General features: G+C 57.4%; 16 protein-coding genes. 6 read left to right on the top strand and 10 right to left on the bottom strand.

Features of this window, described 5'->3' with window-relative positions; all coding sequences use genetic code 11:
- Positions 1-10 precede the first annotated feature (10 nt).
- The 4 genes from V9G17_08240 to V9G17_08255 all read left to right on the top strand — a co-directional run bounded on the left by V9G17_08240 (position 11) and on the right by V9G17_08255 (position 2,848).
- The gene (locus tag V9G17_08240) at positions 11-766 is read left to right on the top strand and encodes a hypothetical protein (protein ID MEI2752579.1); all 756 of its coding nucleotides are present in this window, start codon (positions 11-13) and stop codon (positions 764-766) included.
- Between the two features lie 161 nt (positions 767-927).
- Entirely contained in the window at positions 928-1,398 is a 471-nt protein-coding gene (locus tag V9G17_08245; protein ID MEI2752580.1) for a redoxin domain-containing protein, read from the top strand.
- A 79-nt stretch (positions 1,399-1,477) separates the two neighbouring features.
- Positions 1,478-1,810 carry a thioredoxin family protein gene (locus tag V9G17_08250; GenBank protein ID MEI2752581.1) on the top strand — a complete coding sequence of 111 codons (333 nt, stop codon included), beginning with the start codon at positions 1,478-1,480 and terminating at the stop codon, positions 1,808-1,810.
- A 279-nt stretch (positions 1,811-2,089) separates the two neighbouring features.
- Positions 2,090-2,848, top strand: a complete 759-nt coding sequence (locus V9G17_08255) for an SUMF1/EgtB/PvdO family nonheme iron enzyme (GenBank protein ID MEI2752582.1) — start codon at positions 2,090-2,092, stop codon at positions 2,846-2,848.
- Here the strand turns inward: V9G17_08255 and V9G17_08260 are convergent.
- The 9 genes from V9G17_08260 to V9G17_08300 all read right to left on the bottom strand — a co-directional run bounded on the left by V9G17_08260 (position 2,845) and on the right by V9G17_08300 (position 10,123).
- Positions 2,845-3,597: an OmpA family protein gene (locus V9G17_08260; protein ID MEI2752583.1), complete on the bottom strand. Its 753-nt coding sequence runs from the start codon at positions 3,595-3,597 to the stop codon at positions 2,845-2,847. The genes V9G17_08255 and V9G17_08260 overlap by 4 nt on opposite strands.
- Before the next feature lies 1 nt (position 3,598).
- Positions 3,599-4,843: a hypothetical protein gene (locus V9G17_08265; GenBank protein ID MEI2752584.1), complete on the bottom strand. Its 1,245-nt coding sequence runs from the start codon at positions 4,841-4,843 to the stop codon at positions 3,599-3,601.
- Between the two features lie 254 nt (positions 4,844-5,097).
- Positions 5,098-5,850 carry a 6-carboxytetrahydropterin synthase gene (locus V9G17_08270; protein MEI2752585.1) on the bottom strand — a complete coding sequence of 251 codons (753 nt, stop codon included), beginning with the start codon at positions 5,848-5,850 and terminating at the stop codon, positions 5,098-5,100.
- 58 nt (positions 5,851-5,908) lie between these two features.
- Positions 5,909-6,493, bottom strand: a complete 585-nt coding sequence (locus tag V9G17_08275) for a DUF3501 family protein (protein MEI2752586.1) — start codon at positions 6,491-6,493, stop codon at positions 5,909-5,911.
- Between the two features lie 50 nt (positions 6,494-6,543).
- Positions 6,544-7,830 carry a heterodisulfide reductase-related iron-sulfur binding cluster gene (locus V9G17_08280; GenBank protein ID MEI2752587.1) on the bottom strand — a complete coding sequence of 429 codons (1,287 nt, stop codon included), beginning with the start codon at positions 7,828-7,830 and terminating at the stop codon, positions 6,544-6,546.
- 101 nt (positions 7,831-7,931) lie between these two features.
- Complete coding sequence (locus V9G17_08285; protein MEI2752588.1) at positions 7,932-8,360, bottom strand: rubrerythrin family protein; 429 nt, start codon at positions 8,358-8,360, stop codon at positions 7,932-7,934.
- 35 nt (positions 8,361-8,395) lie between these two features.
- Positions 8,396-8,851, bottom strand: coding sequence for a Fur family transcriptional regulator (locus V9G17_08290; protein ID MEI2752589.1), 456 nt, complete (start codon positions 8,849-8,851; stop codon positions 8,396-8,398).
- Positions 8,852-9,074: 223 nt separating this feature from the next.
- Complete coding sequence (gene rfbC, locus V9G17_08295) at positions 9,075-9,632, bottom strand: dTDP-4-dehydrorhamnose 3,5-epimerase (protein ID MEI2752590.1); 558 nt, start codon at positions 9,630-9,632, stop codon at positions 9,075-9,077.
- A gap of 119 nt (positions 9,633-9,751) precedes the next feature.
- A complete protein-coding gene (locus V9G17_08300) occupies positions 9,752-10,123 on the bottom strand; it encodes a hypothetical protein (protein ID MEI2752591.1) in 372 nt (123 codons plus the stop codon).
- 132 nt (positions 10,124-10,255) lie between these two features.
- Between V9G17_08300 and V9G17_08305 the strand changes: the two genes are divergently transcribed.
- Entirely contained in the window at positions 10,256-10,528 is a 273-nt protein-coding gene (locus V9G17_08305) for a MoaD/ThiS family protein (protein ID MEI2752592.1), read from the top strand.
- A 130-nt stretch (positions 10,529-10,658) separates the two neighbouring features.
- On the opposite strand, the gene V9G17_08310 is transcribed toward V9G17_08305, so the two are convergent.
- Positions 10,659-10,946 (bottom strand): HU family DNA-binding protein, encoded by a 288-nt coding sequence (locus V9G17_08310; GenBank protein MEI2752593.1) that lies wholly within the window; start codon positions 10,944-10,946, stop codon positions 10,659-10,661.
- A gap of 297 nt (positions 10,947-11,243) precedes the next feature.
- On the opposite strand from V9G17_08310, the gene V9G17_08315 reads away from it, so the two are divergent.
- Positions 11,244-11,801, top strand: coding sequence for a hypothetical protein (locus V9G17_08315; protein ID MEI2752594.1), 558 nt, complete (start codon positions 11,244-11,246; stop codon positions 11,799-11,801).
- Position 11,802: the final 1 nt, after the last annotated feature.

The raw sequence follows: 11,802 nt of genomic DNA on the forward strand, positions 1-11,802 counted from the left end.
CGCGGCCGGCATGAAGATTCGGAAAAAATCCCCGAAACCTGCACCCGCGAAGCCTCCACTCTACCTGGTCGGCTATCGCGGGGCCCCGCCGTCTCTGGACGAACTGAAGATCTGGTACGACCTTCAGTACGGGGGGCCCCTCACCTACCTCGGACATGAAGCCGGAGGCCGCGTCAGCGTCAACCACGGCTCATGGCAGTCCTATCTCCTGACCAGCATTCCTCAATCCGACGCCGCACAATGGCAACCTGTCCTCTCCTGGGATCACCAGCAACTCGGGGCCGTCTCACCAGCCACCGCCGCTCCAAGCAGCATTGCCGATACGGTGCTCGTCGCCGCTCGCCTCGCCCGCGGCCTGACACTCCTCACGCAAGGCACGGCCTTCGATGTCCTGTGCCACGAATACCTGAATCCTTCGGATTGGCATGATCGACCATTGAATGTCTTCTTTCCCCGCGACCATGTCACCGTGCAACAAAGCGAGAGTGCCGATGAATCATCAGAATGGTTCCATACATTGGGATTGAGCAAGTTCGGCCTGGACGAACTGGAAGTGATTCAGCCCCGAGGCCTTCCGGACGCCGGGACCATCGCCCTCTTGAAGGCTGCGACCGACAGCGTCTTACGGGCCGGACAGAACCAAAAAGTGGGAAGCTCGCTGGACCTTCCGGCCCTTGCCCACACCATTCGATTTATTAAACATCGCACAGCAGCGCCGACCGGCCGCATGATGGCATTCCGACAAATCACCACCGGCAGCTTCTGACCCGCCACTTCAAAAAGTCCGCAAAACCTCGCAGAATCAAATAATTACAACTGGTCCCTCTGCCCCCTAGGCCTTCTGGCCCCGTTGACAAGGTTTTTCCAGGCGTGGTACCACGAAAGAGTTTTGCGTAGTGCTGTAGGTCTAACCTAGGAGGATTCTCAATGAGTGATGTGGCTGCAGAAATTAAGGTCGGCGATACCGCGCCGGATTTCACATTAAAGGATCAGGACCAGAAGGACGTGAAGTTGAGCGAGTTCAGAGGGAAGAGCAATGTCGTCCTCGCGTTCTACCCGCTCGACTGGAGCCCGGTCTGTCAGGGCGAGAACAAGTGCCTGACCGATGACTTCCCGAAGTTTCAAAGCGCGCACGCCGAACTGTTCGGCGTCAGCTGCGACAGCTTCTTCTCTCACAAGGCCTGGGCGGATTCGCTGGACCTCAAACACCGCCTCCTCTCCGACTTCAACCGCGAAGTCGTGAAGAAGTACGGACTGTATTTTGAACCGCTGAACTGCGGGAAGCGCGCCACGGTCATCATCGACAAGAACGGCAAAGTTGCCTACGTCAAAGTTCAAGAAATCAAGGTCGCGCGGGAAGATAAGGACATTCTCGCCGCCCTCGCAAAACTGAGCTAAACGCCGGGACAAAGACCGAGGGGAAGGGGCTACTACGACGCCCTCCCCCTCGATCACCCCTTCTAGCCGAGGAGATTCCATGACCGGCACGGTCCAAGACGTTCGAGACGAGAACTATAAGGAATTCACCGAGAGTTCAGGGGCGGTGGTAGCCTATGGCCTCGCCACCTGCGAGCCCTGCAAGCAATACGATCCCATTCTGGAAGAAACCGCGGCGAAGTTTCCCACCATTAAGATCGGCAAGGCCAAGATGCACGTGCCAGGCCGATGCCGCGAGATCAAGAAAGCCCATACGTTTGAGACCTATCCCACCACGCACTTCTTTGCGGAGGGCAAACTGCTGCTGACTCGTGAAGGCGTGGTTGAACCGGCCGAATTGGCGGCTTTAATCTCCGACCATTTGCTGAAGTAACAGGCCCCTCTCGATAGGCCTCACCAAACTCCTGAACCCTGACGTGATGGGGCCACCTCGCAGGCCACGCACCCCGTCGACTTCACACTTTTCCCCGGAACAGGATACAATATGCGGGTGAGGCTACACACACCGGCCGTCTCGCCATCGCTTACCTGTCAGAGATTGCAAACTCATTTGCTCTTCGCCATTGCCCTCGCCCTATTCCAGTGCCTCCTGTTCACAGGGTCGGCCGAAACAGCAGATCTTTCACCATCTCCATCACGTGCGGTCGCTCCGATGCCGTCCATCTCTCGCGTTGCCGAGCCACCCGCCAAGCTGATCGGCACCCGCCAGGATACGCCGATGGTACTTATTCCTGCCGGCGAATTCGCCATGGGCAGCGACCGCGGTCAAGAGGATGAACAGCCGGTCCACCGCGTTTCAGTCAAACCCTTTTATCTCGATATCTATGAAATCACAGTCTCCCGGTACAGCGAGTTCCTGGCCGCCCAGAAACCGGAGACGCCGTTCAAGTGGAATGAGGCCACCGCCGGCCCTCACGAACAGAAGCCTGTGGCCGGCGTTAATTGGTACGATGCGCGTGACTATTGCCGATGGGTCGGGAAACGATTGCCGACAGAAGCGGAATGGGAAATTGCCGCTCGCGGCAACGAGGGACGTATCTACCCGTGGGGCAGTGTGCACCCGACCAAGGCTCATGCCAATGCAGGGCAAACCAGATGGCAAGGATATGACGCCCTCAGCAATGTCGGACGTTATGAATTGGGAAAAACACCGGATGGCGTCTACGACTTAGCCGGGAATCTCTGGGAATGGGTCGCCGATCTGTACGATCCCACCTACTATCAATTCAGTGCGCGCGACAACCCAAAGGGGCCTTCGGCGGGACCACTCAGAGCCTTGCGTGGAGGCGCATGGAACAATGATTCCACGACCATCCGGTCGGCGAATCGCGCAGGTTATGCGCCGGATACCCGCCGGAACGATGTCGGATTTCGCTGCGCAAGGGATGGACAGGCGATGGAAGGTCGTTAGAACAGGCGCGAGCTGAAGCTTGGCTCTTCACGAAGCCGCATGGCGTGATTGGCGTCTGCCACCTGGTCTGCGGACCTCAGGCGAATCTTAAACACCACTCGACGACTTCTGTCTCGATCAAGGACACGAGCCTCATCCATGATGGGATCTTGCCGCCCTCGCCCGCTGGCAGACGTCTTTTCGTGAAAACAGTGATAGGCCCAGGGCGCCGAATCCTGAATCACCTCGAGTCCCTTCACCATCACATTCAGCGAACGCTCCTGACTCAATTTCAAGTTGTAGATATCTGTCCCGCGATCATCGGTATGCCCTTCGATCACCAGTGAATCGATGCGATCCCGCATGGCACCGCAGAGCAACGCCGCATAGGTTGGCATCGCATCCGCGAGAAAGCGGTCCGCCACCGACGAGAGCGCGCCCTTGCCGAACTCAAAATTCAGCAACGCCTCCGGCACGACGATTCGGACCACATTGGGATCCGCAGGATCGGCATCCAGCGACAGGTCAAATCGTTGGAAATGATCCCGTAGCAGCCCCTTCATATCATCCGTCGTTATCCGGGCCACCTTCCGATCCGGCGCCGGGATGGGTGCCGGCACGTTCGCCTGTGGTTCCGTTTCGGACACTTTGGTGACATAGGCGCTGAACAGCAGAATGAAGATGACCGCGAGTGAGGTCATCAAATCCGTAATTCCGATCGTGAGCGTCGACGAGTGCTCCTGTAGGTCCGGCGAGGGGTTGATACGCATATCAGGCCACTCCCTTCATTGAGGTCCCCTGCCGCCAATTCGCAAACCAGCGCAACCCAAGCATCCCGCCGTCCGGGGTGATGTTCTCCTCCAACTCTGACGGCAACGTGTCATCAAAGCAGGTCGAGTCCCATTCTCTCGCGTTCGTCCCGACATTCGGGGCCCCCGCGTGATCATGCTTGAGTTCCTCGACCGAGCGTGCCAGCGTCTGGATCGCCTGGTTCAACTCCTGGATCGGGGCCGCCATCGTCTGCTGCATCACCCGCGACAATTCTTCGGCCAACCGATCCGGCGCAACGGATCGCCCTCCCGGCTCTCTCCGGCTCAGCACCTCCACGGCCTCCTTGAGCGCCGTCACGGTGGGACTCAATCGATCACTGAGGGTACCCACCAGCCGATCGCCAAGGTCGCCGGGCACCGTCCCCACCGCAGCCGACGCTTGTGACGGCCCTGCCCCAGGCGTGAAGTTCTCCAACATCTGCTCCATGGTTCTGCGGGGGAAGAGCTCGTCGACCATCGTGACAAACTGCTGCTGAGTCGTCCCCAACCGATGCAAAGCAGACTTCTCCAACAGCACAAAGAGGTTGGCGCAGAGCAACCCGACAATCGACGTGAGGAACTTCCCGGCTAATCCGTTAATCAACCCTTGGATCCCCACGATATGCGATCCATCCGCATGAAGCTTGCTTAAGCCGATGAGGATGGCCAGAAACGTGAGCAATAAACCGCCCCCCGTAATCAACGACGGGAACTGATGGTAAAAGGCCAGATTCAAGCGGCTATTCAACAAATCACGAGGGAAAAATTCCGCCGCGGTGCGGGTCGCAAATACTTTCGGCTCGATAAACCAGGCGGTGCGCTCCACGATGAAGGTCTTACGAAAATGTAACCAGGCCGCCTCGAGACGCGGTTCCCGACGCATCGCCTTGTCGAGCGTATGGAGATCATCCAAATCGACCCGATCCGATTGACCGCCGGTTGATTTCCCCGGCTTCTTCACATCGCTCAAACTAGGAACAGTCAACCAGTCCGATTGCAAGCTCTTACGGTCGGCTGTGAGGCTCGTCAGGGTCGGCCAGACACGGGTGTAGCACCTCTGCACCGTGGAAATGGCCGTCGTCAGGCGCCCGGCATGCCACAAGAACAGGGCGATCAGGCCGCCGGAACCGAGCCAGCTCAACATCGGACTGTGGAGCTGCCCGAAGAGCGTCACATCTTGGCCGAAGAATTCCCAGAGAGACATCATGGTGTCAGCACCTCCCGATTCAAACGAACAGAACGACCCAGCCCTCGCACAGAGATACAACTTTCGGGCCAGGCGTACAGCCGGCAGGCAGGCCTGAAACTCAGGGGATTTGTGTACTCGCGATGCGCGCGACACAGGATACCCGGCAAGAACTGCCGAGCAGCGGAACAAAATGCAGGCGGTGCAATGACGCGGCTAGCCACAGGTGCATCGGGACAGAGAGGCTGCGGGAGTGCGAGGGGAGACGATGCGAATTAGCCGGCGTATTCGTAGGAGACGTCGCGAGTTTGGACAAGCTTGACGAGTTGAAGAGTCCCCGCTGGAATGGACGAGGCAATACGATCCCAGACCGCCTTGGCCAGATATTCACCGGTCACAAAAGGGGTCGCCAACACAATGCGTAGATCCCGCCCGTCGAACGGTACCAGGACGCGCTCTTTCAGAAGGCGATCCAACGCGACAATATCCGTGACCATGCCGGTCTCACGATCAATCGGTCCATGCACTGAGACGAACAAGTCCCAGGTATGTCCGCGATGGCCGTCATGCACAGCGGTAAACGAATACCGCCTGGTCACTGAGGCCACCTCCAGGCCTGCTTCCGCAGTGAGATCAGCGCACAGGTCCTCATCCTCGTACAGAGAGAGCCGTTGAAGGGTGCCGATATCCCGCTGCACCTGAAGTTTGTCCCAGAGGACTCGCGCGATGTTTTCTGAGGTTGGGATTTGGTGTTCGAAATAGGGGAGATCCAAATTCAGGTGTTTGTGATCAAACTCTTCCAGAACCTGCAGCAAGACCCGCTTCAGATCGAAGAGGTTCACGACCATACCGGTTTGCGGATCGACCTCCCCGGCCACCGTCACTTCCAACATGTAGTTATGACCATGCCCGGGATCGTTATTACAGGCGCCGAATGTGGCGCGGTTCTTCGCTGCGTCCCACTCCGGCTTGTGGTACCGGTGAGAGGCGCAGAACTCTATGCGTTTATTCAGGAGCACAGACGCCATACGATCCAATTCTCAATGTTCGAGACCCAATTTTCAAGAGCGATCGTTGAATTGACTCTTATTGCCGTAAGTCTGCAAGCCATTCCTGTCGCGTCACCCACGGCACCTCGGCTTCGGCGTCATACCCGGCATGATGCACTGTCAACGCGACTCGCGCAGCCTGATCGGCGATGGCCGTGACCATCGCAGGTGTCGGACGAAAGCGGACGAAATGAACCGCGCTGATTTTCGTTTCATGGCTATGGCCGCCCTCGAACTCGCCGTAGACGACGTCTCCTCCGGCCCGGAGACCGACTTTCTGGCCGTGATCCAAGCCCATAAATAGATCCAGCCAGTGCTTCATCGTGTCCGGGTCCGTGAGTTCGATCAGGAGCGTCGCGCTCAACTCACCAGGGGCCGGGAGGAGGGCATTGTAAACATCCAATTCCTCCTGGACCTTCTGTGGATCGAAGATCCGCTCGACGCGAATCATTTCCTGAATTTGGAACCGCACGGTCTCCCGATTCTCAAAAACCATCGTGATCTTCTCGCCAAGACTGATCCGCCGACGCCGTTTGAGCTCAATGATGGTCTGACGATACGGCTCGCGCTGCCGCTCGTACTCGTCGTGAGGAATCAGGTCCTGCAGTGTGAGTGTTTTCATGTCTAGTCCAGAGTGAAACAGAACCCGCCCGCTGCGCAAGAGGTTACGACTTAGGAGGCACGCGGGTCTCGTGGTAATCCATAGGCATCGCGGACAATCTGAATGGGATGCTGTGCAGCTCTCCCACCCACATGGGCCGCGGCACCGGCCTGATTCAACTGAAGTCCCGCCAGTGGACAATCGGACGCCACCAGATCAGCCGGCGTCTGCTCGACCACACGCACGGCTTTTTGTGCAATCGTCATGGAGAGGGGGAAAAACTCGACCTTGGCCGACCACGACCCGTCATGCCCGGAACATTTTTCTATGACCTCAACCTTCGCCCCGGCACATTCCATGAGTTCCTTCGATTTGAAGCCGATATTTTGATCCCGCAGGTGACACGGTACCTGATACGCCACCCGCCCAGGTTTCTGCGTGAAATCCATGGCCAAGCCGCCCTCACGCTTCATCTTCATGAGGTACTCGCTGATGTCATACGTATGCTCGGCCACTCGTTTCGCATCGTCTCCGGCCACCAAACTCAGATATTCCCGCTTCACCATGAGACTACAACTGGGGGTGGGAATGACGACATCATAGCCCTGATCCACCCATGATTTCAGCGATGCGATCGTGCGCTCTGCCGCGGCCACCATTGCCGCCGTATCGCCGATATCGAACGATGGCATACCGCAACAGGACTGGTCCGGCAGTGCGACGTCTACCCCGTTTTTTTCGAGCACCTGCACGGTCGCTTTGCCCACATCGGTCGCTTGATAGTTCACCAGGCACCCGGCAAACAGAGCGGCCTTCTTGCTGGCCGTCGCCTTCCTGGACGAAGACCGGCGCGCCCACCAACGCACGAATGTTTCACGCTGATAGCGCAACACCTGCCGGTCACGGTGGACACCTAATACGGTCTGCATGACGCTTCGCACCCACCGCTGCCCCAACCCCCAATTGACCAGCGGCGCGAAGGCGCTGTTCAGTCGTCCCAGCAGGTCAGTTCGCGTGAGGAACCAATCCCGCCACCGGGTCCCACGCTCGATAGCCAGCCGCTTTTTCCACACTGCCATCAGGAGCGGAAAGTCGATGCCGTAGTGATGGGGCGGCGTATACGGGCAATGGTTGAAACAGAGCTTGCAGTAATAACATTCGTCGACGACGCGATGATGATCAGCCGCCGTGAACTTGGTCACGTCACTCGCGTATTCATCAATTCGATCCAGCAGCGTATTGAAGGAGGGACAGAGATTGAAGCAGCGGCGGCAGCCGTCGCATACGTCATAGATCCGCAGGGTATCCTTCTCCAGGTCCTTCGGGTCGATCGGGTTGATCAGGGTGAGCTGTGTCATGGAGGAGACAGGGTCACACGCGCAGCCAGCAGCAACCAGCGAGGCTATCCAATCGCGCCCTCGCTGATCGCTGATGATTGAACGCGAAAATCACACGCGCCTTAGCCTTGTTTCAAACTATCAAGACCCTTGGTAAACCGATTGGCATGGGACCGTTCTGCCTTAGCCAAGGTCTCGAACCACTCGGCCAATTCCGAGAAACCTTCATCACGCGCCGTCTTCGCCATGCCCGGATACATCTGCGTATATTCGTACGTTTCCCCTTCGATCGCAGACTTCAGATTGGCTTCGGTGTTCCCGATCGGCACACCAGTGGCTGGGTCCCCGACTTCTTTCAGGAAATCCAGGTGGCCAAACGCGTGGCCCGTTTCGGCTTCAGACGTGTCGCGAAACAACCCGCCCACATCCGGATAGCCTTCAATGTCGGCGCGACGCGCGAAATAGAGATAGCGCCGGTTGGCTTGTGATTCCCCGGCAAACGCGTGTTTGAGATTCTCATGACTCTTTGTGCCCTTCAAACTGTTTCCCATACACTCCTCCTTGGATAAATTGACGAATCTCTCCTCTACTCGCGACGCTTCATCACGTTCTCTTGCGCGTGCTGGCACTCCGCACAATATCCGCGAAACTCAACCCGATGCCCGAGCACCTGAAATCCCCGCGCCTGCCGATGCGAGAGGGCCAACTGATTCAACCCCTCATCCATCACATCCATAATTCGACTGCACCCCAAACAGATGAGGTGATGGTGCGCGGTGACATTGCCGTCGAACCGCGCCACATGATGGCCCACGTTCACTTCCCGCACCAATCCAGCTTGGCGCAACACCCCCAGCGTGTAGTACACGGTATTGCGCGACATCAACGGCTGTTGGCGCTTCACCGTTCGATAGAGGTCCTCGGCGCTCGGATGACTGGTCGTTTCCGCCAAAGCCGCATATATGGCCGCCCGCTGTCGAGTCACACGCACCGCGTGCCGACGAAAACGCGCCTCAATTTCCTGGGGATGCACCTTCATCATGTTGCTTTCAAGTCAGGAATCATTCCTACATAGCACGTAGGCCCATCTGACAGCAAGGCTGGCGCGGCTGCAGCCTGCCAGCGATAAGGAAGGATCACCTCGGCAAGATACGTTCAAGATCGACAGCGGTGACGAGTGAGTGGGTTCAGTGCCCACGCCGCCCGGAAACTGATCAAGGAAGAACGGAGGGGGGAATCGAATCAGCTGGGAGACCGGCAGAGCACTAGCGGCTGACGTACGAAGGCAATTCCGTCATCATGTCGGCCAAATACTTGTAGGCTTGATCCTTCGCCGACAACAGCGGCGTCGTGATCGGCCAGTCAATCGCCAGAGCCGGATCATTCCAGAGAATGCCGCGCTCGTCCGGCGGCGAATACACCTCTGTACACTTATACAGAAATCCGGCTTCTTCACTCAGCACACAAAAACCATGGGCAAAACCGGGAGGAATATACAACTGCCGCATGTTACTCTCGGACAGCTCTACCCCATACCATTGCCCAAATGTCGGTGATCCTTGTCGAATGTCGACGGCCACATCATAGACCGTTCCCTTGACGACCATGACCAATTTCCCTTGAGGCCGGGTCAACTGATAGTGAAGTCCGCGCAGCGTGCCGCGAACGGACCAGGAAAAATTATCCTGCACGAAGGGTTTGTCGATTCCAGCCGCGTCGTATCGTGATTCACGAAAGATCTCGACGAACTTTCCTCGGGCATCTCCGAAGACATCGGGTTCGATCTGAAAAAGACCCTGAAGCGGCGTAGGCGTAATCTGCAAGACACCTCCTAAATCACATTGAAGAGCACGCGCGCCATCATACCTCGTTCGCGCTCACGGGAAAAGGAGGCTTCGCCTTCCTCACCCGAAGTCGGATGCGTGAAGCCAAGAAGAGGCCGCTAGTTTCGATCCGAGGGACCAGAAGTCGGAGGGGGATCTGGATAGAGCTGTTGCAATCGATCAATCAACGGCTCAGCTGCAGGGCTACTGGATCGCGTCGGATCGCTAGCTGCATGCTCCCAAGTGAGCGTGGTAATTCCCGCTTCTGCAAAGAGCCGACGAATAGTGGCTACGATCGCGTCCAGCGTCAGCTCCGTACCGGATCGTAAATCCAGCACACGTTCCCGAGGCGTGATTGGGGGTGAGTCGGTACTCACGAGGGCCCAACAGGCGTCGAACACCCTCCGCCGAAGTTCTTCGGGAACGTTGAGCGTGTCCAGACCGGACGTGCACAAGGCCGACACGACCAAGACAAACTGGAGATCGGGCATGCCCGGACTCTGGATATTGAGGGATTGCATAGTGATAATATTAGTCGCGGCCGGCGTGGGGAGTCAATTTTTGCCCCTGGGTTGGGCAGCGCCACGGATACGACGACAGATCAACGGGAGGACACAGGTCGCATGATTACGATTACGCTGATGGGACAACTACAGACCACTGATGGAGAACGGGACCTCGCCTGCGAACTCCCTGCCCCGGTGACCGTTCGCCAAGTGATTCAACGACAGGGCCGCGGACTTCGCCACATGCTCCAGCTATTGCGGGAAAAGAAAGTCCTGGTTACCATCAACAAACGCATCGCCAGCGAGGATTCGCTGGTGCAAGACGGAGATGCCGTTCGATTCGTAGGGCATGACGGTGCAGGAGGCAGCGGACTCGCTCCGTCCTTTTAGCAGGCAACCGAAACAATTCCCCAGCGTCTCGCCCCCAGAACAAATCGCTCCCCCGCGGGACAAAACATAAAGGCCGGTGCTCTCCACAAACGGAGCACCGGCCCTTTAGTCTGTAGAGGAACGAGGCTGATTACTTCTTACCGAGGATCGAATCTTTGGCCATTTTCGCGACCCGGAACTTCACCACCCGCTTAGCCGGGATCTTGATCGGTTCACCCGTCTGCGGATTCCGACCCATGCGGGCCTTCCGATTGGCCAGCACCAACTTCCCGATTCCTGGAACGACAAAGGCATTCTTCGCTTCACGATAGGCGAGCGCGGCGAAATCGTCCAAAAATTGGACGGCCGTCTTCTTGGTAATCCCTGCCTTCCCAGCAAGATGGTCAGCAATCTGCGATTTCGTCATCGACTTGGCCATGCGTTCCTCCCTTTGAACAACGAATGAGTGTGAACTGACGTGTGCGGTCTGTGATCTATAAACTCGTACGTACAGAGGTGGAGCCGGAAATCTGCGCGTGTCCTGCAGAATCAGTCCGAAAACAGGGCGAGAGTGTATCCAAAGCCCTAGGGGCTGTCAAGAGCCGCAAAGCGGGCGTTGCGCATCCGAACACACGACCAGCGCGCGTCTCATGCTCTTGCGCGTCGCGTAAACCGGAGAGTACAGTACGTGAGCGGCGGGTATCCAGCACATCACTCAGGATCAAGAGGCGTCTCCATGGCTAAAGAACTCCCCATTATTTCCTCCAACGCTCAACCAGCCGAGGGGGCCGCACCCGAGGCGGTGATTTACTCACGAGTCTTCTGCAAGAATGAAAACGCTCCTCCGCTTCGCCTGTTGATAGAATTTCTCAAATCGCGCGGGCAACTTCCCATTCTCCCCCCGGACATGAGCGAGGCTATGCTGGACGAGTGGGCCTGGGTGCAAGTCATTCTGGGGTATGCACGCGAGCGCAAGCCGATTCACGTGTTTTGCGTGCGCGATCGAGGCAGCTATCAGGATGTGTTCGAGCAGGAGCAGAAACAATTCCTGGAGCATCTGTCCTCACACGATACCCTCGAGGCCAGTCTCGCCCAAGAACACGTCACCCGCGCGCGATTCATCCTCACGACGCGTATGGTCGAAGCCGACATCACCGACGAGGGCTATGATTTTAATGGATGGATTTTGGAATTTTTCCAGGAGCATTGTAACGGGATCGTGCAGATCGATCAGCAAGGATTCTTCTCCCCCAAAGGAGAACTCATCGTCGATCTCTCTCTTCCTGAGGAATAGA

Source organism: Nitrospira sp., from assembly GCA_037045225.1.
Lineage (GTDB): Bacteria > Nitrospirota > Nitrospiria > Nitrospirales > Nitrospiraceae > Nitrospira_A.

Excerpts from the sequence above, each read along its gene's own strand:
- V9G17_08285 (MEI2752588.1), bottom strand. The coding sequence starts at position 8,360 with ATGGGAAACAGTTTGAAGGGCACAAAGAGTCATGAGAATCTCAAACAC.
- V9G17_08240 (MEI2752579.1), top strand. The coding sequence starts at position 11 with ATGAAGATTCGGAAAAAATCCCCGAAACCTGCACCCGCGAAGCCTCCA.
- V9G17_08280 (MEI2752587.1), bottom strand. The coding sequence starts at position 7,830 with ATGACACAGCTCACCCTGATCAACCCGATCGACCCGAAGGACCTGGAG.
- V9G17_08315 (MEI2752594.1), top strand. The coding sequence starts at position 11,244 with ATGGCTAAAGAACTCCCCATTATTTCCTCCAACGCTCAACCAGCCGAG.
- V9G17_08270 (MEI2752585.1), bottom strand. The coding sequence starts at position 5,850 with ATGGCGTCTGTGCTCCTGAATAAACGCATAGAGTTCTGCGCCTCTCAC.
- V9G17_08255 (MEI2752582.1), top strand. The coding sequence starts at position 2,090 with ATGCCGTCCATCTCTCGCGTTGCCGAGCCACCCGCCAAGCTGATCGGC.
- V9G17_08300 (MEI2752591.1), bottom strand. The coding sequence starts at position 10,123 with ATGCCCGATCTCCAGTTTGTCTTGGTCGTGTCGGCCTTGTGCACGTCC.
- V9G17_08275 (MEI2752586.1), bottom strand. The coding sequence starts at position 6,493 with ATGAAAACACTCACACTGCAGGACCTGATTCCTCACGACGAGTACGAG.
- V9G17_08245 (MEI2752580.1), top strand. The coding sequence starts at position 928 with ATGAGTGATGTGGCTGCAGAAATTAAGGTCGGCGATACCGCGCCGGAT.
- V9G17_08310 (MEI2752593.1), bottom strand. The coding sequence starts at position 10,946 with ATGGCCAAGTCGATGACGAAATCGCAGATTGCTGACCATCTTGCTGGG.
- V9G17_08260 (MEI2752583.1), bottom strand. The coding sequence starts at position 3,597 with ATGCGTATCAACCCCTCGCCGGACCTACAGGAGCACTCGTCGACGCTC.
- V9G17_08290 (MEI2752589.1), bottom strand. The coding sequence starts at position 8,851 with ATGATGAAGGTGCATCCCCAGGAAATTGAGGCGCGTTTTCGTCGGCAC.
- V9G17_08250 (MEI2752581.1), top strand. The coding sequence starts at position 1,478 with ATGACCGGCACGGTCCAAGACGTTCGAGACGAGAACTATAAGGAATTC.
- V9G17_08305 (MEI2752592.1), top strand. The coding sequence starts at position 10,256 with ATGATTACGATTACGCTGATGGGACAACTACAGACCACTGATGGAGAA.
- V9G17_08265 (MEI2752584.1), bottom strand. The coding sequence starts at position 4,843 with ATGATGTCTCTCTGGGAATTCTTCGGCCAAGATGTGACGCTCTTCGGG.